Origin of the sequence: Pectobacterium brasiliense (assembly GCF_016950255.1) — a bacterium.
GTDB classification, from domain to species: Bacteria; Pseudomonadota; Gammaproteobacteria; order Enterobacterales; family Enterobacteriaceae; genus Pectobacterium; species Pectobacterium brasiliense.
In genome coordinates this window covers 419,794-442,417 of sequence record NZ_JACGFN010000002.1, presented here as the reverse complement: position 1 = coordinate 442,417, position 22,624 = coordinate 419,794, and the positions used below count along the sequence as shown (strand labels likewise).

General features: G+C 53.2%; 24 protein-coding genes. 19 read left to right on the top strand and 5 right to left on the bottom strand.

What is annotated here, in order from left to right:
- Positions 1 to 111: 111 nt before the first annotated feature.
- The 8 genes from glyA to H4F65_RS16560 all read left to right on the top strand — a co-directional run bounded on the left by glyA (position 112) and on the right by H4F65_RS16560 (position 8,459).
- On the top strand, positions 112 to 1,365 hold the full coding sequence (gene glyA / locus H4F65_RS16595) for a serine hydroxymethyltransferase (protein WP_010280106.1): 1,254 nt from the start codon (positions 112 to 114) through the stop codon (positions 1,363 to 1,365).
- A 371-nt stretch (positions 1,366 to 1,736) separates the two neighbouring features.
- The gene (locus tag H4F65_RS16590; RefSeq protein WP_010280105.1) at positions 1,737 to 2,897 is read left to right on the top strand and encodes a 3-phenylpropionate MFS transporter; all 1,161 of its coding nucleotides are present in this window, start codon (positions 1,737 to 1,739) and stop codon (positions 2,895 to 2,897) included.
- Positions 2,898 to 2,940: 43 nt separating this feature from the next.
- Positions 2,941 to 3,600 carry a DUF1007 family protein gene (locus H4F65_RS16585; protein WP_010280104.1) on the top strand — a complete coding sequence of 220 codons (660 nt, stop codon included), beginning with the start codon at positions 2,941 to 2,943 and terminating at the stop codon, positions 3,598 to 3,600.
- Positions 3,591 to 4,691, top strand: a complete 1,101-nt coding sequence (locus H4F65_RS16580; RefSeq protein WP_010280102.1) for a nickel/cobalt transporter — start codon at positions 3,591 to 3,593, stop codon at positions 4,689 to 4,691. The genes H4F65_RS16585 and H4F65_RS16580 overlap by 10 nt, the downstream gene beginning before the upstream one ends.
- A 118-nt stretch (positions 4,692 to 4,809) precedes the next feature.
- Positions 4,810 to 5,937: an ABC transporter substrate-binding protein gene (locus tag H4F65_RS16575; RefSeq protein ID WP_010280100.1), complete on the top strand. Its 1,128-nt coding sequence runs from the start codon at positions 4,810 to 4,812 to the stop codon at positions 5,935 to 5,937.
- 272 nt (positions 5,938 to 6,209) lie between these two features.
- Entirely contained in the window at positions 6,210 to 6,386 is a 177-nt protein-coding gene (locus tag H4F65_RS16570; protein ID WP_167740029.1) for a hypothetical protein, read from the top strand.
- The gene (locus H4F65_RS16565) at positions 6,383 to 8,050 is read left to right on the top strand and encodes a methyl-accepting chemotaxis protein (protein WP_010280098.1); all 1,668 of its coding nucleotides are present in this window, start codon (positions 6,383 to 6,385) and stop codon (positions 8,048 to 8,050) included. The genes H4F65_RS16570 and H4F65_RS16565 overlap by 4 nt, the downstream gene beginning before the upstream one ends.
- An 85-nt stretch (positions 8,051 to 8,135) precedes the next feature.
- A complete protein-coding gene (locus H4F65_RS16560; protein WP_010280096.1) occupies positions 8,136 to 8,459 on the top strand; it encodes a hypothetical protein in 324 nt (107 codons plus the stop codon).
- A 124-nt stretch (positions 8,460 to 8,583) separates the two neighbouring features.
- Here H4F65_RS16560 and H4F65_RS16555 read toward each other — a convergent pair whose 3' ends face one another.
- The 4 genes from H4F65_RS16555 to suhB all read right to left on the bottom strand — a co-directional run bounded on the left by H4F65_RS16555 (position 8,584) and on the right by suhB (position 12,564).
- Complete coding sequence (locus H4F65_RS16555; RefSeq protein ID WP_010280094.1) at positions 8,584 to 9,384, bottom strand: ABC transporter ATP-binding protein; 801 nt, start codon at positions 9,382 to 9,384, stop codon at positions 8,584 to 8,586.
- The gene (locus H4F65_RS16550) at positions 9,381 to 10,463 is read right to left on the bottom strand and encodes a FecCD family ABC transporter permease (RefSeq protein WP_010280093.1); all 1,083 of its coding nucleotides are present in this window, start codon (positions 10,461 to 10,463) and stop codon (positions 9,381 to 9,383) included. Before H4F65_RS16550 ends, H4F65_RS16555 begins: the two co-directional genes overlap by 4 nt.
- Positions 10,464 to 10,469: 6 nt before the next feature.
- A complete protein-coding gene (locus tag H4F65_RS16545) occupies positions 10,470 to 11,588 on the bottom strand; it encodes an ABC transporter substrate-binding protein (RefSeq protein ID WP_010280092.1) in 1,119 nt (372 codons plus the stop codon).
- Between the two features lie 172 nt (positions 11,589 to 11,760).
- Positions 11,761 to 12,564, bottom strand: a complete 804-nt coding sequence (suhB, locus tag H4F65_RS16540; RefSeq protein ID WP_010280091.1) for an inositol-1-monophosphatase — start codon at positions 12,562 to 12,564, stop codon at positions 11,761 to 11,763.
- Between the two features lie 142 nt (positions 12,565 to 12,706).
- On the opposite strand from suhB, the gene trmJ reads away from it, so the two are divergent.
- The 11 genes from trmJ (at position 12,707) to sseB (ending at position 21,788) form a co-directional block, all read left to right on the top strand.
- A complete protein-coding gene (gene trmJ, locus H4F65_RS16535) occupies positions 12,707 to 13,432 on the top strand; it encodes a tRNA (cytosine(32)/uridine(32)-2'-O)-methyltransferase TrmJ (RefSeq protein ID WP_010280090.1) in 726 nt (241 codons plus the stop codon).
- Between the two features lie 119 nt (positions 13,433 to 13,551).
- Positions 13,552 to 14,046 carry a Fe-S cluster assembly transcriptional regulator IscR gene (gene iscR / locus H4F65_RS16530; RefSeq protein ID WP_010280087.1) on the top strand — a complete coding sequence of 165 codons (495 nt, stop codon included), beginning with the start codon at positions 13,552 to 13,554 and terminating at the stop codon, positions 14,044 to 14,046.
- Between the two features lie 268 nt (positions 14,047 to 14,314).
- A complete protein-coding gene (locus H4F65_RS16525) occupies positions 14,315 to 15,529 on the top strand; it encodes an IscS subfamily cysteine desulfurase (protein ID WP_010280085.1) in 1,215 nt (404 codons plus the stop codon).
- A 24-nt stretch (positions 15,530 to 15,553) separates the two neighbouring features.
- Positions 15,554 to 15,940 (top strand): Fe-S cluster assembly scaffold IscU, encoded by a 387-nt coding sequence (iscU, locus tag H4F65_RS16520; RefSeq protein WP_005970177.1) that lies wholly within the window; start codon positions 15,554 to 15,556, stop codon positions 15,938 to 15,940.
- Positions 15,941 to 16,020: 80 nt separating this feature from the next.
- Positions 16,021 to 16,344 (top strand): iron-sulfur cluster assembly protein IscA, encoded by a 324-nt coding sequence (gene iscA, locus H4F65_RS16515; RefSeq protein WP_010280081.1) that lies wholly within the window; start codon positions 16,021 to 16,023, stop codon positions 16,342 to 16,344.
- A 71-nt stretch (positions 16,345 to 16,415) separates the two neighbouring features.
- Complete coding sequence (gene hscB / locus H4F65_RS16510; RefSeq protein WP_010280080.1) at positions 16,416 to 16,934, top strand: co-chaperone HscB; 519 nt, start codon at positions 16,416 to 16,418, stop codon at positions 16,932 to 16,934.
- A gap of 75 nt (positions 16,935 to 17,009) precedes the next feature.
- Complete coding sequence (hscA, locus tag H4F65_RS16505) at positions 17,010 to 18,860, top strand: Fe-S protein assembly chaperone HscA (protein WP_010280079.1); 1,851 nt, start codon at positions 17,010 to 17,012, stop codon at positions 18,858 to 18,860.
- Position 18,861: 1 nt separating this feature from the next.
- Positions 18,862 to 19,197 carry an ISC system 2Fe-2S type ferredoxin gene (fdx, locus tag H4F65_RS16500; protein WP_005970171.1) on the top strand — a complete coding sequence of 112 codons (336 nt, stop codon included), beginning with the start codon at positions 18,862 to 18,864 and terminating at the stop codon, positions 19,195 to 19,197.
- A gap of 21 nt (positions 19,198 to 19,218) precedes the next feature.
- The gene (gene iscX / locus H4F65_RS16495) at positions 19,219 to 19,419 is read left to right on the top strand and encodes a Fe-S cluster assembly protein IscX (RefSeq protein ID WP_010280073.1); all 201 of its coding nucleotides are present in this window, start codon (positions 19,219 to 19,221) and stop codon (positions 19,417 to 19,419) included.
- A gap of 214 nt (positions 19,420 to 19,633) precedes the next feature.
- Positions 19,634 to 20,941, top strand: coding sequence for an aminopeptidase PepB (gene pepB, locus H4F65_RS16490; protein WP_010280072.1), 1,308 nt, complete (start codon positions 19,634 to 19,636; stop codon positions 20,939 to 20,941).
- 52 nt (positions 20,942 to 20,993) lie between these two features.
- Positions 20,994 to 21,788 carry an enhanced serine sensitivity protein SseB gene (gene sseB / locus H4F65_RS16485; protein WP_010280071.1) on the top strand — a complete coding sequence of 265 codons (795 nt, stop codon included), beginning with the start codon at positions 20,994 to 20,996 and terminating at the stop codon, positions 21,786 to 21,788.
- A gap of 34 nt (positions 21,789 to 21,822) precedes the next feature.
- On the opposite strand, the gene H4F65_RS16480 is transcribed toward sseB, so the two are convergent.
- A complete protein-coding gene (locus H4F65_RS16480) occupies positions 21,823 to 22,611 on the bottom strand; it encodes a MurR/RpiR family transcriptional regulator (RefSeq protein ID WP_010280070.1) in 789 nt (262 codons plus the stop codon).
- Positions 22,612 to 22,624: the final 13 nt, after the last annotated feature.

Genomic DNA, 22,624 nt, shown 5'->3' with positions numbered 1-22,624 from the left:
CATTAGGGAAAAACGGTTTACACTATACGCCATTCCCCAAAAGGGTAGCCCAATTCCCAAATGGGTCATTAATTCCCAGTATATTTATGTTAGCTGAGTCAGGAGATCCGGATGTTAAAGCGTGAAATGAACATTGCCGATTATGATGCCGACCTGTGGCAAGCAATGGAGCAAGAAGTGGTGCGTCAGGAAGAGCACATTGAACTGATTGCGTCAGAAAACTACACCAGCCCACGCGTTATGCAGGCTCAAGGGTCTCAGCTGACGAACAAGTATGCTGAAGGTTATCCAGGCAAGCGTTACTACGGCGGCTGTGAGTATGTGGACATCGTTGAGCAACTGGCTATCGATCGTGCGAAAGCGCTGTTCGGTGCAGATTATGCCAACGTTCAGCCGCACTCCGGCTCTCAGGCTAACTTTGCCGTTTACACCGCGCTGCTGCAGCCGGGCGACACCATTCTGGGTATGAACCTGGCACACGGTGGTCACCTGACGCACGGTTCTCCGGTTAACCTGTCAGGTAAACTGTATAACGTTATTCCTTACGGCATCGACGAAAGCGGCAAGATCGACTACGACGAAATGGCTGAACTGGCGCGTACGCACAAGCCAAAAATGATCGTCGGCGGTTTCTCTGCTTACTCTGGCGTGGTTGACTGGGCGAAGATGCGTGAAATCGCTGACAGCATCGGTGCTTACCTGTTTGTCGATATGGCGCACGTTGCCGGTCTGATCGCCGCGGATGTTTACCCTAACCCGGTTCCTCATGCTCACATCGTGACCACCACCACGCACAAAACGCTGGCTGGCCCACGCGGTGGCCTGATTCTGGCGAAAGGCGGCGACGAAGAGCTGTACAAAAAACTGAATTCTGCGGTATTCCCTGGTGGTCAGGGTGGTCCGTTGATGCACGTTATCGCGGGTAAAGCGGTTGCGCTGAAAGAAGCGATGGAGCCTGAATTCAAGGTTTACCAGCAGCAAGTCGCGAAAAACGCCAAAGCAATGGTTGAAGTCTTCCTGTCACGTGGGTTCAACGTGGTGTCTGGTGGAACCAGCAACCACCTGTTCCTGCTGGATCTGGTGAGCAAAAATCTGACTGGTAAAGAAGCTGATGCTGCGCTGGGCCGTGCCAACATCACCGTGAACAAAAACAGCGTGCCTAACGATCCGAAGAGCCCGTTTGTGACTTCCGGTATCCGTATCGGTACCCCAGCGGCAACCCGTCGCGGCTTTAAAGAAGCGGAAGTACGTGAACTGGCTGGCTGGATCTGTGATGTGTTGGACAACATCAACGACGAAGCGACCATTGAACGCGTGAAACAGAAAGTTCTGGATATCTGCGCCCGCTTCCCGGTTTACGCATAATTCGGCATTTTCTCTGACATCACTGTCGGAACACTTCCTAAACGCCAGCCTGAGTGCTGGCGTTTTTTATGGCAGCCATCTCTGGCCGCCACCCTGCGGGCCGTCGCAAGCGACGTTGAAAAACGTTCCCTACGTTTTTTTATGGCTTGCCATCCCTTACTGCCACCTTTATGGACCGTTGCTGACGCAACGTTAAAAACTTCATCCGACAATTTTTTATGTCTGTCGATCAGGACATTATCTCCGTTCACGTTTAATGATGAATAACGCGTTGCACCGCCGTGTGCACTCTGACACAGTAACCGGCAAAAAAGAGTAGCCAGTAAAAAAGTGCCGAAGCTAGGGGAGTTTGTCATCGAAAGGGAGGAATCATGGTTTTGCAATCGACGCGCTGGTTGGCGCTGAGCTATTTCACCTACTTTTTTTGCTATGGCGTTTTCCTGCCGTTTTGGGGCGGGTGGCTGAAAGGCGAGGGGCTGTCCGCTGAGTCGATCGGCATGTTGCTGGGCGCGGGGCTGGTGGCGCGCTTCGTCGGCAGTCTGGTCATCACGCCCAGCGTGAAAGATCCGTCCAAATTAATTACGGTGTTACGTGGGCTAGCGTTGCTGTCACTGGCGCTGGCTGTTGGTTTCTGGCTGGGGAATGCCTGGCTGTGGCTGATGATCGTGATGATCGGGTTTAACCTGTTTTTTGCGCCGCTGGTGCCGCTGACTGATGCATTAGCTGCGACATGGCAGCGTCAGGTCGTGATGGATTACGGCAAGGTACGCGTCTGGGGTTCGATCGCGTTTGTCATTGCTTCTGCGGCGACGGGGGAACTGGTCGCAATCTGGGGACACCCCGCGATTCTGGCAATCCTCAGCGCCGGGCTGGCTGTCATGCTGTTAGGTATGCTGCTTCGCCCCAGCGTGATGCCGCAAGCCGCAACATCGACAGCGCAGTCGGTTAGCGTCACGCCGTGGAAACGATTGCTAACCGAACCCGCGGTATGGCGTTTCCTGCTTTGCGTGTCGCTGCTGCAAGGTGCACACGCGGCTTACTATGGTTTCAGCGTCATTTATTGGCAGGATTCGGGCTATTCCGCCTCGATTATTGGCTATCTCTGGTCGTTAGGTGTGGTCGCGGAGATTGTCATCTTTACCTTTAGCCAGCGCCTGTTTCGACGCTGGAGTGCCAGACAGCTTTTGCTGCTTTCTGCCGTATGCGGCGTGGTGCGCTGGGGCTTGATGGGCGCGACGGTGGCTCTGCCGTGGCTGATTGTGATACAGATATTGCACTGTGGAACCTTCACCGTGTGCCATCTGGCTGCCATGCGCTTTATCGCTGCACGTACCGGTGGTGACATCCTGCGGTTACAGGCGGTGTACTCCGCGCTGGCGATGGGCGGAAGTATCGCGGTGATGACGATGGTGTCCGGTTTCCTGTTTGAACACTTGCAGGGCGGCACGTTCTGGGTGATGGCACTGTTGGCGGTTCCGGCCCTGTTTATTCGGCCTTCTGTCAGTCACCATGCTGTAGTTGAGAAGGCCTAAGTCATGGCGCATATTGTCAAGATAACGTAGTGTGGTAAAAATAATGTTACATTATAACGCTTTGAAACGGTGGTCCGGACAGATAACGTTGCTGATGACAGGTCTGGCGTTCGGCCAGCCCGTTTTCGCTCACCCACACAGTTTTATTGATATGCAGACGACAGTTGAGAGCCAGAACGACAACATCACCGGTTTACGTATGCTGTGGACGATGGATCCCATCACGTCTGCCGACCTGTTGTATGACGCCGGGAAGGCGAAGAAGGACTCTGAAGTCTGGAAAAAGCTGGCGGCGGAAGTCATGGCGAATGTGTTAGGGCAACATTATTTCACCGATATTTATCGTGATGGTCAGCCCGTGAAATATGCGCCGATGCCAACCGAATATCACCTTTCTCGCAAAGGCAATCAGGCGGTACTGGAGTTTGTGCTGCCGCTGGCGCATCCACAGCCGCTGGCCGGTAAGCCTTTGCTGATTTCTACTTACGATCCTACCTACTTTGTCGATATGTCCTACCAGAACGATAAGGCCGTTACGCTGGCGCCTGCGCTGGCTTCACGTTGTAAAACCTCGCTCGTCACGCCGGAACCCAACGCTGAACTGCAATCCTATGCGCTGTCGCTGGATAAGAACGATGCGCCGGATGAAGACATGGAGCTGGGCAAACAGTTTGCACAGCGGGTGACGTTGCAATGTCAGTGAACCTCGGCTCACTGCCGCGTCAGCGCTCGTTGTTGAGTCGATTGCGTGACCTGTGGCCATTGTGGCTGTTCTTGGCGCTGCTGGCCTGGGCGCTGCATTACATCGTGGGATACTGGCCGCAAATCGTGCTGCAAAGCGCGATCTGGCAGAAATCGCTGCATCAGCAGATGTCGCACCTGTTGCAGATGGTGGAACAGCAACCGCATCAAGCGGGGCTGAGTCTGATGATGTTCAGTCTGGTCTATGGCGTGCTTCATGCCGTCGGACCTGGGCACGGTAAAGTCGTCATCATGACCTATCTGGCGACACACCCGTCGAAGCTGAAAAGCAGCCTGAAGTTGACGCTTGCCGCGTCGCTGGTTCAGGGGCTGATGGCGGTGGCGCTGGTGACCGTAGTATTAGGGATCTTGCAGCTGTCTAGTCGAACGTTGCATAACAGCAGTTTCTGGATGGAAAAGGGGAGCTTCGTGCTGGTGGCGGGGCTGGGACTGCTGCTCTGTTTCCGTGCGTTGAAACAGCTGTATATCGCCGTCGTGCGGCAGCCTAAACCGGCGACGATTTTGCGTGTAACGCCTTTGCACGTAACGCCTTCTCACGTAACCCAGTTTAACGTACCAACCGATAGACGTATGGTGCTTCGCCCGGCGCCTGCGCTTTCCTCTTCTCATCAGCACGATGCCGACTGCGGCTGCGGACACCGCCATCTCCCCAGCAATGAGGAACTTGAGCGCGATAGCCGTTGGCGCACACGTCTGATGATTGTGCTGGCGATGGGCATGCGCCCGTGTTCAGGTGCTATTCTGGTGCTGCTTTTCTCTAAAGTGATCGGCGTGTATTGGTGGGGCGTAGCCTCTGCGCTGGTGATGGCTGCCGGAACGGCGATCACGATCTCGGCGCTGGCCGTGTTGGTTTTTTACTGCCGTCGCGTGGTTGAGCGCTTAGGTGCAAACCGTGCCTCGCCCATGTGGCAGCGTGCGACGTTTTCTCTTCTGGCGTTTGCTGGCGGGCTGATTTTGGTTGGCTCCGGCGTTCTGCTTTACCTCAGTGCACAGCCCGCAATGATGGGCGGTATTCGGCCATTCTCCGGCTAATTTTACCTTTTATTAACGCTGCGCTAAAAACCCATTGCTTCCGATAATCACGGCAGGATATCATTTCAATAATGATAACTATTATCATTCATAACCATAATCGCAGAAGGGAATAATAATGAAGAAATGGCTGTTTTCAGTCGTTGTTCTGTTGGGGTTGAGTGCGAGCGTTGTTGCCAGCGCTAACCCGATTGTTATTGAAGACGTTAGTGGCAGGAAAGTAGAAATCAAATCCGAAGTGAAGCGGATTATCCTCGGGGAAGGTCGACAGATTTATCTGCTGGCTGCCTTTGATACCGAGGCTCCGTTCCAGCGCGTGGTTGGCTGGCGTGACGATCTGCCAAAAGCGGATTACGACGGCTATATGGCTTATGAAAAACAATACCCGGAAATCAAAAAGCTGCCGACCTTTGGTGGAGCGAAAGACGGCACCTTCAACGTCGAGCAGGCATTGACGCTGAAGCCGGATTTGGTGCTGATGAATCTGGAGTCAAAAGCGGCAACGGATGAAGGCAAATTGATCGAGAAACTCAATTCGCTGGGGATTCCAGTGGTGTTTATCGATTTCCGTGAGAAGCCGTTTGAGAACGCTGAGAAAAGCATTCACATCATGGGCCAGTTGGTTGGCAAACCACAGCGTGCGGAAGAGATTATTAAGTTCCGTCGTGAGCAGATTGAGCTCGTCACCGATCGGTTGAAGAACTATCAGGGGCCACGCCCGAAAGTGATGATCGACCGTGCGGGCGGTTATGACGAAGAGTGCTGCATGTCATTCGGTGATGAAAACTTTGGCCGCATGGTTGAGGTTGCTGGCGGTGACAACATTGCCAAGAACATCATTCCCGGCACGTTTGGTACGCTGAACCCAGAGCAGATTATCAGCTCTCGCCCGGATGTGGTGGTGGTGACTGGAGCTAACTGGAAAAACTACAACACGGCAAATGGCTGGGTTGGCGTTGGACCGGGAGCCGATCAGAAAGAAGCGCTACAACGCCTGCAAAAACTGATGGAACGCTCAGCATTTAAAACGCTGCCGGTAGCAACCGATGGCAACGCCCATGCAATCTGGCATCAGTTCTATGATAGCCCGTATCAGTTTGTGGCGATTCAGGTCTTGGCAAAATGGATGCACCCGGAACTGTTCAAGGATATCGATCCTGATGCAACGTTCCGTACCTTCCATGAGAAGTTCCTGCCGCTACCTTATCAGCCAGGCTACTGGGTCACGCTGCCTGCGAAGAAATAACGCCATCAGGCAATAAGCCAGATAATGCAGTAAACCAGATAATAAAAAAGCACTGAACCTCATCGGTCAGTGCTTTTTTTTGTGCTTTTTTCACCGACTTTATCGCCTGACAAATAATAGAAAAATATATCTGCCGTTCATCGCAATATGGCTGATGAAGGATTTTCCGTAACCCATTCTCTTCCAGTTAATTTGTTGCAGGATCGATGGATGTTTATGACGATCGATTATCTTACTTTGATAGTTTTTGGCTATTGTTTTGAGATTATTAAATGTTTTTAATGATCGATGCTATCAAGCTGTTCGCTTCTGTGGCGATAATTGAACGTGGTGAAGGTATGTCTGATTCTATGAAAAATGCCACGTATGGAGGGAAATTCGATTTATTCGACATACCGGAATCAGGAAAAAAATACGGTATAAAAATTCAAAAAATGGAGCGGTTATGAATATCACGCAACGCCTGCTGTTGACGTTTTCGCTAATGTCGCTGGCGCTTATCACATTAGTTATTGTTACTTTATCATTGTTATCAGGGTTCCAGTCTCGTTTTGAATATGTTCAGGATAATGCGATTCCGAGCATTAAAGATTTAAATAGTCTGGTGGATAAAAGCAACTCGCTGGTGCTTTTTTTGTATCGTCATCAGACCACGGATGACGATCGTAAGCTGCCTGCGATCGAGCAGGACATCACTAAAACCATCGAAGAGTTGAAGGCGCTCAATGAGTATTACCTGAAAAATGACATCTCGAGCGAAGAAGATCTTCAACTGACAAACAAAGCGATCGATCTCATCGGAAAATTGCAGGCTTCACTGCCTGCTTTTTTGAATGCATCACGTGCAAATCAAAATGACACTGCGCTTGGCCTTCTCCAGGGCATGGGAGGGCCAGGTGAGGCCGTACGTAATTTGATCGCCAACTATCGCAAACAGTTTGATCTTAATATCAAGATTGGCGATGACCTGCGTCAGATGAATCAACGGATCTATGAACAAACGTGGTTTGGCCTGTTGTCCGGCACGTTGTTGATCGTCTTGCTGATCGGCTTTTTCGCGGTGAGAACCATTCTGGGCATTAGAAAAAGTTTGAATAACATGAGTCAGACGATGGAAAGCGTTAGTACCCATCTCGACCTGACGATTCAAGCGGACGATCGACGCAAGGATGAAGTGGGAAATACCGCCCGCGCCTTTAACAGCCTGATGCAGCGGGTATCCTCAGCGCTGGCTTCGGTGAGTGCGTCATCGCAGTCGGTGAGCAGCGCGGCGACGCAGATTGCAGCGGGGAATGAAGATCTGTCATCCCGAACCGAGGAACAGGCTGCTTCGCTGGAACAAACGGCGGCCAGTATGACGGAAATCAGTGAGACGGTGCGCCAGAACGCGGAGAACACGCAGCAGGCGAGCCTGCTGGCGGTAAATGCCAGCAAGATCTCCATCAATAGCGCGGATTCCGTCAATACGATGCTGAATACGATGGAACACATTCGCACGAGCTCAGGCAAGATCACCGAGATCATTGCGCTCATCGAAGGTATCGCGTTTCAGACCAATATCCTCGCCCTGAATGCGGCGGTGGAAGCGGCGCGTGCCGGCGAACAGGGGCGCGGTTTTGCGGTGGTTGCGGGAGAAGTGCGCACGCTGGCACAGCGGTCATCTACGGCGGCGCGCGAAATCAAGGACTTGATTGATGCCTCAAACTCGCTGGTGTCGGCGGGTGTGGATCAAGCCAGCGACGTAGGGAAAAACATGTCGGCGATGAAAGATGCGATCCAGCAGGTGACGGATTTAGTCAATGAAATCGCGGCGGCGACTGAGGAGCAAAGCCAGGGTATCAGCCAGGTGCATCAGGCTGTTAACCAGATGGATGATGTGACTCAGCAAAATGCCTCATTGGTGGAAGAGGCGTCTGCGGCGTCGCAGTCGTTGCAGGAACAGGCAAGTACGTTGAGCCAACTGGTTGGGCAATTCATTGTGGGCCAGGTTACCCCTCTGGCGTTTGCCTCCGCTTCTGCATCCGCGCTACCTGGAGTGTCCGCGCCGCGCCTTTCTCCCGTGAGGAAAAAAGGTGTCATTGCTCCGGATGAAGCGGACTGGCAGCGTTTCTAATCTATCGTGCCGTATGCTGCGCAGTCAGGCGGCATGCGGCTATAGGTTCGATTGACCAGCGGCGAAAGCCAAGGGAGAGGACGGTATGGAATCGATTGAGCACAGTGCGGAAAATCTGGGGGATTATGCGTCGCTACTGACAGAATTCGAGCATATGACCGCCTTGCTTACTCAGCTAATGAAAAGCGATTACCGCACGCTTGATCTCTATCTCAATAATTGCAGCCACCTTATTTTGCGATTTACAGCAATCTATAAACTGCTCGATAAACCAGAGTTTGAACATTATCTGAAGCATTATGACGCGGCGCTCTACTACAACGTCAACAGCGTGGGTTTGGCATTGCGTCTGTTTGAGAACATGCTGACGAACATGCGTGATGGGCTTGCCTCTGCGCGTTTGTGCTGAATAGCGGCAACGTAAGGTGGATGTTCGGTATGAATGGCTCTGGTGCGGTGAATCAGCGTCGTCGCGTTTGATAAGGTAAGGAAGACGGTGAGGGAACTCACCGTCTATTCGTACAGAGAAAAGCTTAGATGGTCGGTTCGCTGACCAGCCCGTCGATAATCACCTGCGGCACGCCCTGCGAACAGCGCTCGATGCGCCCGCGTACGCCATAGACCGCTGACAGGCTTTCAGGGCTAATCACCTCGGCCGGTGCGCCATTGGCAATCAAATTACCGTTTTGCAGCATCAATACGTGGTCGCCATGGCGTAGCGCGATATTGATGTCATGCACTACCACGATGGTGATGATGTTGCGCTTACGCGTTTCCTTGCGTACCAAATCCATCACGTGGAACTGATAGTTCAGATCCAGCGCGCTGAGCGGTTCGTCAAGCAGGAGCAGCGAAGGTTGACGGATCAGCGATTGCGCTAACCCCACCAGCTGTTTCTGCCCGCCGGAGAGCTGATCGAGATAGCTCAACGCCAGATGTTCAATGCCCAACTGACGCAGCAGGTTCATCACTTCATCCTGCTTTTCGGCGTTGTGCATGCCGCCGGATGCGCGCTGTGCGACGATAATCGATTCCAGCACGTGCAGGTGAACGCCCGCAGGCAGCGATTGCGGCAGATAAACGACTTTTTCCGCTCGTTGAGCAAAAGGTAACGCCATCAGGTTGGTGTCATCCAACCACAGTTCGCCTTCGGACGCGTTCAGACCTGCCATTGCACGCAACAGCGTTGATTTACCGCTGCCGTTAGGGCCGAGCAGCACGGTAATTTTTCCGCGCGGCAGCTGTGGTACGGACAGATCGCGAATCACCTGACGCTTGGGGTAACCCGCGCGAAAGTGGGAAAGGCGTAATCCAGAAGCGGTTTGCTGGTTCATACGTTTCCTCTGTGGCGCAGGATAATACTCAGGAAGAAGGGAACGCCAACCAGTGAGGTGACGATCCCGACCGGGATAATGACGCCGGGGATGAGATTTTTCGAGGCAACGGATGCCATCGACAGCACCAGCGCGCCAGTTAACGCACTGGCAGGCAGATAGAAGCGGTGATCTTCACCGAAAATCATGCGTGCGATATGCGGAGCAACCAGACCGATAAAGCCGATTGGACCGACAAACGCGACGGAAATGGCGGATAAAATACTGATGCGCAGCAGCGTCGCCAAACGCAGGCGGCGGACGTTAATGCCAAAGCTCACGGCGCGATCTTCACCCAACCGTAGCGCGGTCAGTTTCCATGAGCTCATCAGTGAAATTGGCATCACGATGACGAGCACCAGCAGCAGAATGCCCAGTTTTTCCCACGAGGCACGGGCCAGGCTGCCCATCGTCCAGAACACCAGACCTTGCAGCGTGTCTTCGTTGGCGATGAACTGGAGCATGGAAACCAGCGCGTTGAAGGTGAACACCAGCGCGATACCGAACAGCACGACGCCGGAGGTGGCAACCTGCGTCCAGCGCGTAATGCCATCAAGCAGCAACGCTGCCAGCAGTGCAAAGATAAAGGCGTTTGCGGAGATAAACCACTGAGCCGGAATACCGGGGATGCCGATACCGAGGACGATAGCCAGCGCAGCACCGAACGCAGCGGCGGAAGAAACGCCGAGCGTAAACGGGCTGGCCAACGGGTTGTTCAGGATCGTCTGCATTTCTGCACCGGCCAGACCAAGCGCCAGCCCGACCACGATAGCCATCAGCGCGTAAGGCAGACGAATATCCCAGACGATCACGCGCGTACCCGCATCGGCGCTGGCCGGATCGGTCAGCGTCTGCCAAAGCACATCAAGTGTCAGCCCTGAAGGCCCCATCGTGAAATCCAGCAACAACGAGCCGATGATGATCAACAGCAGTATCGCCATCACACCCACGCGGCGTCGAATGATGCCGCGATAGTTGTCCATAATGGTGTTGGCATCCGCGGCATTATTGCGGATACCCGGTTCAGTGGTTGTACTCATTAAAAATTACTCACCTTGTTTCCAGGCAAAGATAAAGTCACTGTCAGGCAGCGAGGTAAAATTCTGAATGATATAACGATACGTATCGTCAGGATTCAGGCTGGTAAAGGCCTGAGGATAAATATCCTTGGCCAGATATTCCATACCGACAATGTTGTAGGGATGGTTGTAGAAATGGTGGTAAACGCCGTAAACGTGTTTCGCCTGAACCGCTGGAATCTGACTGATACCCGTGCGATTTAGCAGCGTAGCGGCCTGATTGCGAACGTCTTCTACGCTGGCACCATAGCCTAACGGCAGGACCTGACTGTTGCCACGTTTAGAGCCTGTCATAATGTAGGCATCGGGCTTCATGCTGATAATTTTTTCCAGCGAGACAAAGCCTGATGCACCCGGCAGCAAATCAGAACCGATATTTTTCGCGCCGACGGCTTCAATCAGTCCGCCCCAGCCATTGTGACCGTGAGTGAAGCAGCAGGAGTCGGAGTTGCCGGCGATAGCTTCGATAAATACGCTGGGTTTCGGCGTTACTGCTGCGGTTTTCTGCTGAATGGCATCGAAGTGTTGACGATAAAAGTCCGTATAGGCTTTGGCATTGGCTTCACGGTTCAGCACTTTGCCCAACAGGTCGATACTGGGGGCCGTATCCTTAGCGGGATTCACTTCATAATCGACGAACAGAACTGGAATATTCAGCGCGCTGAGTTTGTCTATCACGCCGCTTTCCGTCAATGCCGCTTTGGCACGCAACTGGGCAATCATCAGGTCCGGCTGTTTTGACAGCACGCTTTCCAGATCGACGTTACCTTTGTCACTGAAGCCCATATCCAGAATACCAACGGATTGAGGCCATTTCCCTTTCAGCATATCCCAGGTTGCGGTGTCCTGCTTTTTCGCCAGATTGTTCCAGGCGACCAGACGCTGAAAGGGATTATCGCGGTCAAGCAATGCCATCGTCATAATATCGCGCCCATCTTGCAGAATGATGCGCTGTGGCTCTTGTTTAATGGTGACACTTCTCCCGTCGAAATCGGTGACGGTAAGAGGATATTGGGTGGCGTAGCTGAAAAGCGGGGTGGTGAGGAGTGCGGTCAGAAAGAGCGATCTTACTGATTTTCTTAACATGGTGGCGATCCTAATTCACAATTTATCAATGTGATGAAGTTATCAGTGTAATGAGTTTGATAATTATTATCGTATAATGATAAACAATGCGTATACAGGATTCATATGTAAAGAAAAATAACAACTCCGGCCCAATTTCTTTTTTATGGCAATGGGCCGGAGTGAGTCGGAATTAGCGTTTCAGCGCGTCGCTCAGTTCTTCACGGATAGTGCCCAGAATGGATTTCACCACACGCGGGTTACCTGCAACCAGATTGCCGGATGCCAGATAGTTATGGCCGCCAACGAAATCGGTCACGATCCCGCCAGCTTCACGTACCAGCAGCTCGCCACCGGCAAAATCCCACGGCTTCAGGCCGATTTCAAAGAAACCGTCAACGCGACCCGCGGCCACATAGGCCAGATCCAGTGCAGCAGAACCCGTACGGCGGAAATCCGCACAGTGGGTGAACAGTGCGCCGATGGCATTGATGTAGCTTTTGCTGTGTTGTTTTAATTTGAAGGGGAAGCCTGTTGCCAGTACGGTGCCTTCCAGATCGCGGGCAGTGCTGCTGCGCAGACGGTAGCCGTTCAGCTGTGCGCCTTGGCCACGAGTCGCGGTAAACAGTTCATTACGCATAGGATCGTAAACAACGGCAACTTCGGTACGGCCTTTAATGCGGACCGCGATAGAAACAGCGAAGTGGGGTAAACGTTTGATGAAGTTGGTGGTGCCATCCAGAGGATCGATAACCCATTGTACTGCCGGATCTTCGCCAACCAGCTCGCCACACTCTTCACCAATAATGGTGTGCTGTGGGTAAGACTTATGGATGACTTCAACGATCAGACGTTCTGCATCCCGATCGACGTTGGTCACAAAATCGTTGCTGCCTTTCTGGCTAGCTTCGACGGCGTCTGGCGTTTCATAGTTCTTGGCAATTAAATTACCGGCTTTACGCGCAGCGCGTATAGCGATGTTGAGCATCGGATGCATGGTATCGGTCCACTGGAATGTTAAAGAACGGAAAGCGGCGCAGAGTATAGCAGTGGAAAAGTAAAATAGCTAAGTTTGTGTTAAGGTATGCCGATTTCCTTTTCGCACGACTTCCTTCTATCTATCGCATAACAGAGTTCATATGTTAGACAATATTCGCATTGTTCTGGTTGAAACGTCGCACACTGGCAATATGGGGTCAGTGGCCAGGGCGATGAAAACTATGGGGTTAAGCAAACTTTATTTGGTCAACCCATTGGTTAAGCCTGATTCGCAGGCCATTGCGTTGGCGGCAGGCGCCAGCGATGTTATCGGCAATGCCACTATTGTAGATTCGTTCGATCAAGCGCTCGAAGGCTGTGGTCTGGTCGTTGGCACCAGCGCACGTTCTCGAACCTTACCCTGGCCGATGCTGGAACCACGCGAGTGTGGCGTTCGTAGCGCGCAGGAAGCGGAACACGCGCCAGTAGCGCTGGTGTTTGGGCGTGAACGCGTGGGGCTGACGAATGAAGAGCTTCAGAAATGCCATTATCACGTGGCGATTCCCGCGAACCCGGAATACAGCTCGCTCAATTTGGCGATGGCGGTGCAGATCATTGCTTATGAAGTGCGTATCGCGCATTTGGATCGCTTACAGGCCGGACAGCCGCAACATGAAGAATCGCCGTACCCGCTGGTCGACGATCTGGAGCGGTTTTATCAGCATCTTGAACAGACATTACTGCAAACCGGGTTTATCCGACCAGCGCATCAGGGGCAGGTGATGAACAAGCTGCGCCGCCTGTTTACCCGCGCCAGGCCTGAAAGTCAGGAACTCAACATCCTGCGTGGAATACTGAGTTCGGTACAGAAAACGCACGACGAATAATACTTGAGTGTTTTACTTGGTTAAATAGTTGACTAAAACACTCAGGAATGTCAGACTCGCGGTATGTTCTGCCAATACATGTTTTCATAATACATGTTTTATCTACAGGTACCACTATCATGAGACTGACATCCAAAGGCCGTTACGCCGTTACCGCCATGCTCGATGTGGCTCTGCACTCCCAGGAAGGCCCCGTTCCATTGGCGGATATTTCTGAACGCCAGGGTATTTCACTGTCTTACCTGGAGCAGCTGTTTTCGCGTCTGCGTAAAAACGGACTGGTTGCCAGCGTTCGTGGCCCAGGCGGCGGTTATCTGCTGGGTAAAAACGCGAATGAAATCGCTGTTGGTATGGTCATTTCGGCCGTCGATGAATCTGTTGATGCAACGCGTTGCCAGGGCCGCGAAGGTTGCCAGGGTGGCGATCGCTGCCTGACGCACACGCTGTGGCGCGATCTGAGCGACCGTATTACCGACTTCCTGAATAACATCACGCTGGATGAGCTGGTGAATAATAAGGAAGTGCTGGATGTGGCGGATCGTCAGGATGCTGACACGCGCCGCACTGCCAACGGACGTATCCAGGAAACGATCAACGTTAACCTGCGCGCCTGATATATCTTCAACGTGACGAGTAACCTTTACTCGTCACGTTTTGCCTTTCTGATAGCCGCATAATTCTGACCACATTACTCAATGTGGTGTTGGCGTTAGTCCGACTGTCACGGCATGTATCTGACGATAATGTGTTCTGACGACAAATTGTTCCACGATAACATCGCCAGATTTTTTGCATTGGCCCGAGAGGTTGCGGGTATAAACAACCTGTCAATAAAACAAAACGCATTGTACGTTTTGAAGTGATGTACGGAGTTTATGAGCAATGAAGTTACCTATCTATCTCGACTACTCAGCCACCACGCCGGTTGACCCGCGCGTCGCTGAGAAAATGATGCAGTGTTTGACCTTGGACGGTACGTTCGGTAACCCGGCTTCCCGTTCCCACCGTTTTGGCTGGCAAGCGGAAGAGGCGGTTGATATCGCCCGTAACCAAATTGCTGAACTGGTTGGTGCTGACCCACGTGAGATCGTCTTCACGTCAGGCGCGACCGAAGCCGATAACCTCGCGATTAAAGGTGTTGCCAACTTCTATCAGAAGAAGGGTAAGCACATCATCACCAGCAAGACCGAGCACAAAGCCGTGCTGGATACCTGTCGTCAGCTTGAACGCGAAGGCTTCGAGGTGACTTATCTGGCTCCGCAACGTAACGGCATTATCGATCTGACTGAACTCGAAGCCGCAATGCGTGAGGACACCATTCTGGTTTCCATCATGCACGTCAATAATGAAATCGGCGTTGTGCAGGATATTGCCGCTATCGGTGACATGTGCCGTAGCCGCGGTATCGTGTTCCATGTTGATGCCACACAGAGCGTAGGCAAACTGCCTATCGATCTGAACCAGTTAAAAGTGGATCTGATGTCTTTCTCCGGCCATAAAATCTATGGGCCGAAAGGGATCGGGGCACTGTATGTTCGTCGTAAACCTCGTATTCGTCTCGAAGCGCAGATGCACGGCGGCGGCCATGAGCGCGGTATGCGTTCTGGCACCTTGCCTGTGCACCAGATTGTCGGCATGGGTGAAGCCTACCGCATCGCGAAAGAAGAGATGACCGCAGAAATGGATCGCCTGCGTGCGCTGCGCGATCGTCTATGGAACGGTATTAATGATATTGAAGAAGTCTACCTGAATGGTGATATCGAGCAGGGCGTACCCACTATCCTGAACGTCAGCTTCAACTATGTTGAAGGTGAATCGCTGATTATGGCGCTCAAGGATCTGGCGGTATCGTCTGGTTCTGCCTGTACGTCGGCCAGTCTGGAACCCTCCTACGTGCTACGTGCGCTGGGCATGAATGATGAGCTGGCACATAGCTCGATCCGTTTCTCGCTGGGGCGTTTTACCACCGAAGAAGAGATCGACTACACCATCGAGCTGGTACGTAAATCCATCGGTCGTCTGCGCGATCTTTCTCCGCTGTGGGAAATGTTCAAGCAGGGCGTGGATATCAGCAGCATCGAGTGGGCGCATCATTAATTCACCAGATCGGGGACGACTATCATGGCTTACAGCGAAAAAGTAATTGATCACTATGAAAATCCACGCAACGTGGGTTCATTTGACAACGCCGATCCTTCTATCGGCAGCGGCATGGTCGGCGCGCCAGCGTGCGGCGATGTGATGAAGTTGCAGATAAAAGTCAACAATGAGGGTATCATCGAAGATGCCCGCTTCAAGACGTACGGTTGTGGTTCTGCCATTGCCTCCAGCTCGCTGGTCACAGAGTGGGTAAAAGGCAAATCGCTGAATGAAGCTGAAGCGATTAAGAACACGCAGATTGCCGAAGAGCTTGAGCTACCGCCAGTGAAGATTCACTGCTCCATTCTGGCGGAAGACGCTATCAAGGCAGCGATTGCGGATTACAAAAGTAAACGCGACGCGCAGTAATCTCTGCGGCTGAACTCGGCGGGGCACCGTTTCTTGCGGTGCCTGTTCTCGTCGAGGTGGCGAACGATCGAGGTAACAGTATGTCGATTTCTCTGAGCGAAAATGCGGCACAACGCGTGAACGCTTTCATCGCAAACCGGGGCAAAGGCCTTGGCCTGCGTCTTGGCGTACGCACATCCGGCTGTTCCGGTATGGCGTATGTGCTGGAGTTTGTTGATGATTTGAACGACGGTGACACGGTCTTTGAAGACAAAGGCGTAAAGGTCATCGTGGACGGCAAAAGTCTGGTCTATCTTGACGGAACCGAGTTGGATTTCGTTAAAGAAGGGCTGAACGAAGGCTTTAAGTTCAATAATCCGAACATTTCCGGCGAATGTGGTTGCGGCGAAAGTTTCAACGTCTGACCTCTCTTGGGTAGTGTGCGTGCGATCGGTTAATGGCATGCGTTGCTACCCAGAACTCCTAGAGTACCACTATGGATTACTTTACGTTATTCGGGCTGCCGATTCGCTATGATGTGGATGGCGGCCTGCTTGCATCCCGTTTTCAGGATTTGCAACGGCAGTTTCATCCTGACCGTTATGCTGCCAGCCCAGAGCGTGAGCGCATGCTGGCGGTGCAGCAGGCGGCGACGATCAATAACGCCTATCAGGCGCTCAAGCATCCGCTGAGACGCGCGGAGTATATGCTGTCGCTGCACGGTTTTGATGTGAACAACGAACAGCATACGATGAAGGACACAGCATTCCTGATGGAACAGCTGGAACTGCGCGAAGAATTGGACGCGATCTCGCAGCGATCGGATGCCGATGAGGCGCTGACGGCCTTCGCCGAGCGATTGCAGGCAACGATCGTTAAGCGCCGTTCGCATATGCGTGATGAACTCGATAATGAGACGTGGACAGACGCCGCAGATACCGTGCGCAAGCTACGCTTTTTAGACAAGCTCCAGCAACAGGTTGAAGAACTCGAAGAACAATTGCTGGACAGATAACTGGTTAATCCGGCGGATAACCCGATGGTGATTGCCATATCGGTTTTTTCGCCAGCCAATTGATGGAAGCTCAATATGGCCTTATTACAAATTAGTGAGCCTGGCCTTAGCGCCGCACCGCACCAGCGTCGTCTGGCTGTCGGTATTGATTTAGGCACCACCCACTCTCTTGTTGCCACAGTACGCAGCGGTGAAGCTCAGACGCTAGCGGATAGCGATGGGCGCGACCTGCTGCCCTCGGTTGTTCACTATCGTCACGATGGTCACAGCGTCGGCTGGGATGCACGCGACAATGCTGCCCACGATCTGGAAAATACCGTCAGCTCAGTCAAACGCCTGATGGGGCGTTCTCTGGACGATATTCAGCAACGCTATCCGCACTTACCGTATCACTTTCATGCCAGCGATAATGGCCTGCCGCTGATTCAGACCTCGGCTGGCAATCTCAATCCTGTACAGGTATCGGCGGATATCTTGTCCGCGCTGGCGGCGCGTGCGGAAGCGGCGTTAGGCGGCGTGCCGGATGGCGTGGTGATTACGGTGCCTGCCTATTTCGATGACGCACAGCGTCAGGGCACCAAAGACGCGGCGCGTCTTGCCGGGCTGCACGTCTTGCGCCTGCTCAATGAGCCAACTGCGGCCGCGATTGCCTACGGGCTGGATTCCGGTAAAGAGGGTGTGATCGCCATTTACGATCTGGGCGGTGGTACCTTTGATATTTCCATTCTGCGCCTGAGCCGCGGCGTCTTTGAAGTGCTGGCGACAGGCGGCGATTCTGCGCTGGGCGGTGATGATTTCGATCATCTGCTGGCGGAGTGGCTGCGTGAGCAGGCGGGCATTCACGATCGTGACGATCGTCAGTTAGATCATGCTTTTCGTCACGCGGCGGTGAAGGCTAAAGTTGCACTCAGCAGCGCCGAGTCGGTACGTGTGGATGTTGCAGGCTGGCAGGGTGAGATCACCCGCGAGCAGTTTGATTCGCTGATTGCTGCGCTGGTGAAACGTACGCTGCTGTCGTGCCGTCGCACGCTGAAAGACGCGGGGCTGGCGCCAGAGGACGTGCTGGAAGTGGTGATGGTGGGTGGATCGACGCGTGTTCCACTGGTGCGCGAACAAGTCGGAACGTTTTTTGGTCGTACACCTCTGACGTCGATCGATCCAGACAAGGTCGTTGCTATCGGCGCGGCGATCCAGGCGGATATTCTGGTGGGTAACAAGCCAGACAGCGAAATGTTACTGCTGGACGTGATCCCCTTGTCGCTGGGGTTGGAGACGATGGGCGGGCTGGTGGAAAAAATCATTCCGCGCAATACCACGATCCCGGTTGCCCGCGCACAGGAGTTCACCACCTTCAAAGACGGCCAGAGCGGCATGATGATCCACGTCTTGCAGGGCGAGCGCGAAATGGTGGCGGATTGCCGCTCGCTTGCGCGCTTCTCACTGCGCGGCTTGCCACCTCTGCCTGCCGGCGGGGCTCACATTCGCGTGACCTTTCAGGTTGATGCAGATGGCCTACTGAGCGTCACGGCGATGGAAAAATCGACGGGCGTCGAGGCATCTATTCAGGTGAAACCGTCATACGGTTTGAGCGATACGGAAATCGCCACGATGATCACCGATTCGATGCTGAATGCGAAGGAAGATGTCGGGGCACGTCGTCTGGCAGAACAAAAAGTGGAGGCGGCACGCGTGCTGGAAAGCTTGCAAAGCGCGCTGGTGGCTGACGCTGAGTTATTGAGCAATGACGAAAAAGGCATCATTGTCGCGGCATCCGAACATCTGCATACGATGATGCAGGGAAGCGATCCCGTGGCGATTGAAGCCGCGATTAAAACAGTCGATCAACAAACCCAGGAATTCGCCGCCCGTCGCATGGATGCCTCTATCCGTCGCGCGCTGGCAGGCCATTCTGTGGATGAGGTGTAACATGCCTAAGATAGTCTTTTTACCGCATCAGGATCTGTGTCCTGAAGGAGCGGTTTTGGAAGCGGAACGCGGCGAAAGCATTTTGGAAGTCGCCCTGCGTAACGGTATTGACGTTGAGCACGCCTGCGAGAAATCCTGTGCCTGCACCACCTGCCACTGCATCGTGCGCGAAGGCTTCGACTCGCTGGCAGAAAGTACAGAAGAAGAAGACGACATGCTGGATAAGGCCTGGGGGCTGGAGCCGGAAAGTCGTCTGGGCTGTCAGGCGCGTATCGCCGGGGACGATCTGGTCGTCGAGATCCCGCGCTATACGATCAACCACGCGCGCGAGCATTAATCTGCATAGGGAGCAACCGTTATGGGATTAAAATGGACAGACAGCCGGGCTATCGGCGAAGCGCTTTACGACCAGTTTCCCGATCTCGATCCGAAAACCGTCCGTTTCACGGATATGCACCAGTGGATCTGCGAGCTGGATGAGTTTGACGATCGGCCGGATGCCTCCAATGAAAAAATTCTGGAAGCGATCCTGCTGGTCTGGTTAGATGAAGCTGAATAGCACAATGACGGGGCTGCCTTGGGTGGCCCGTTTTATTCTCGTGCCAAAATTCGTAACATTTGCATGTCATGATGCACCGTTTATTTATCTGCAAACCGAGTATTTATAAGCGAGAGCGTTTATAAACACGTATTGAGAAGCAGAACGTCTGTAAATATGAACATCACCTGCAAACATGAAACGTGGCAGGAATACCTATTATCGGAGAAGCACTATGACGAACAATACCATGCTGATTTCACTCTCCACTCAACCTGCTGATGCGCGCTGGGGAGAAAAAGCGACGCTGAGTGTGAATGAGCAGGGTTTTACCATTCATGCAGGGGCGACCCTGAATGGCAAAGCTGCACTGGCGGTGATCCAACGTGCTGCCCGCAAAATTGATGGGCAGGGGATTAAACACGTTCAGTTAGCTGGTGAAGGCTGGGATCTGGCAAACAGCTGGGCATTCTGGCAGGGGTATCGCGGGCCGAAAGGGCAAAGAACGGTTGAATGGGCGGAGCTGAACGACGCTGACAAGAAAGAGCTGAACGATCGCCTGAAGATTGTGGACTGGGTGCGTGACACCATCAACCTGCCTGCTGAAGATCTGGGGCCAGAGCAACTGGCGACCCGCGCAGTCGATCTGCTGTGTGACGTTGCCTGTGACGCTGTCAGCTACCGCATCACCAAAGGTGAAGATCTGCGTGAGCAGAATTATGCCGGTCTGCACACGGTGGGCCGCGGTTCTGAACGTCAACCGGTGCTGTTGGCGCTGGACTATAACCCGACGGGTAACGCGGATGCGCCCGTGTTCGCCTGTCTGGTAGGTAAAGGTATTACGTTTGATACCGGCGGCTACAGCCTGAAGCCTAGCGGCTCTATGGACTCCATGAAATCGGACATGGGCGGTGCAGCCACGCTGACGGGCGCGCTCGCGCTGGCAGCAGCGCGCGGTTTGCAACAGCGCGTGAAACTGTACCTGTGCTGTGCAGACAACATGGTGAGCGGCAATGCATTCCGACTGGGTGACATCATTCGCTACCGCAACGGTAAAACGGTTGAAGTCATGAACACTGATGCGGAAGGGCGTCTGGTGCTGGCGGATGGCCTGATCGATGCCTCCGAGCAAAATCCACAGTGGATTATCGACTGTGCAACGCTGACGGGCGCGGCAAAAATGGCGCTAGGTAACGATTATCACGCGCTGTTCAGCTTCGATGATGAGCTGGTGGCGGCATTGCAGGAAAGCGCGACGGAAGAAAACGAGCCGTTCTGGCGTCTGCCGCTGGAAGAATTCCACCGCAGCCATCTGCCGTCCAGCTTTGCGGATCTGAACAACATTGCCAGTGGTGCACACACCGCCGGAGCCAGCACGGCAGCGGCTTTCCTGTCGCACTTTGTGAAAAATTACCAGCAAGGCTGGCTGCACATTGACTGTTCCGCGACGTACCGTAAAGGCGCGGTAGATCAGTGGGCGACGGGCGCAACGGGACTCGGCGTACGCACGCTGGCGAATCTCCTGCTGAGCAACGCCAAGTAGTCGGTTCAGGTCTTAAAGCGTCGGTTTTTAACGTAATCATGTTGAGGAAAGTATGGAGTTTTCGCCACGTAATAAACTGGAAGAAGTGCTGATTCTGGCTGCAACAGAGCCAGCGCATCGTCCTGAATTTTTCAGTGAACTGATGGAAGCCACGGTGTTTGTGCTGGGCAATACCGATGACGGGGATGAATCCGGTGAGGTGGTATTGCATGCGGGCAGTAATGTGAACATTCAGCACTGGGAAAAAGACGATGGTTCATCCGCCATTCCTTTCTTCTCTTCTCTGGAAGCATTGCAGAGCGTGATTGAGGAAGAAGCCGCTTTTCTGGCTCTGCCGACGCGTTCGCTGTTTGAAATGACGCAGGGCGTCACGCTGTTCCTCAACCCTAAGCTGCCGTATGGCAAAGAGTTTTTACCGCAGGAAATTGAGCATATTCTGTCTGGCGAAGGTAACGGCTTTGTTCAGCAACGCGTTGTTGAAGAAGAGATGCAGGTCATACTGAGCCAGCCAGCCGAGATGCCAGCACAGATGATTGATTCCCTGACGCAGCTGTTTACCAAACATCGCCATGTAAAACGGGCGTTTTTGGCACAGATTCAGGAACCGGGTGAAGAGCAGCCGCACCTGCTGATTGGGATTGATGCCGATCAGGACGAGGAAATCATCATCCGTGAAGCGGGCAGCGTCGCCAGCGACACTTTACCGGACGAGCGTCCTGTCGACCTGTGTCTGGTGAAGGACGGCGAATCGGGTATCAGTCATTATATGATTAAGCACACCACGCCGTTCTACGAGCGTAAGTGGGGAAGTTTCCTGAGAGAGTTTAAGGGAAGCGGCAACGCCTGATACCGGGTATAAGTTTTATGAAGGCAACGGCGGATTACGATTTTTCCGCTGTTGCCTGCAATAACAGTAGATCGATCAACATCACCAGATTCGATTCAAATGAGCTAATCTCACCGGCTTCAGCCGCATAGTGAACCGCATCATCGTAGAGCCGGAAGTGCAAATCTGCTAACTCGCCTAATGAATTCAACGACGCACGGGTAAATGCGATGACTTTCATGCCAATGTTTTTGGCGATACGCGCCTTATCCAACACCTGCTCGGTTTCCCCACTGCGGGAGATAGCGATAAACACCTGATACTTCGGCGCGTTATTGAGAAAAATGCCTCGACTGTCGCCTAATCCGGAGGAGAAGGCATCTTTCCCCAGCACCTGTAGTTTCTTCGCCAAATATTCAGCAAACAGATGGGAAAACCCCGCGCCGTACAGGAAAAAATGGCTTTCCTGTCGCAGGATAGCGCTGAAAGCGGCTCTATCCTGATGGCTAATGTAGGCAAACGTGCGCTGGTAATTGTCGACAAAATGCAGGAAAGCATCAGGAAGCGAAGTGTCATTGGGTGTAACGACAGGCGAGGGAGCCAGACGCGGGTGCTCCGTGAGCAACGTTTTGCAGTGATAAATGAATTCACTGTAGCCGCTAAAGCCGATTTTCTGGCACAGCCGCATGATCGTCGCCGTGGAAACATAGGTTTTCTGCGCCAGCTCCCGCACCGTGATTTTGCCTATCAGCGATGAATGGTCGGCGATAAAAGCCAGCACGCGGTATTCCGCGCGCGTCAGCACCTGGCCGTGCTGCATTAATGACGCCAGCCGATTATCCACCTGCTACCCCTGA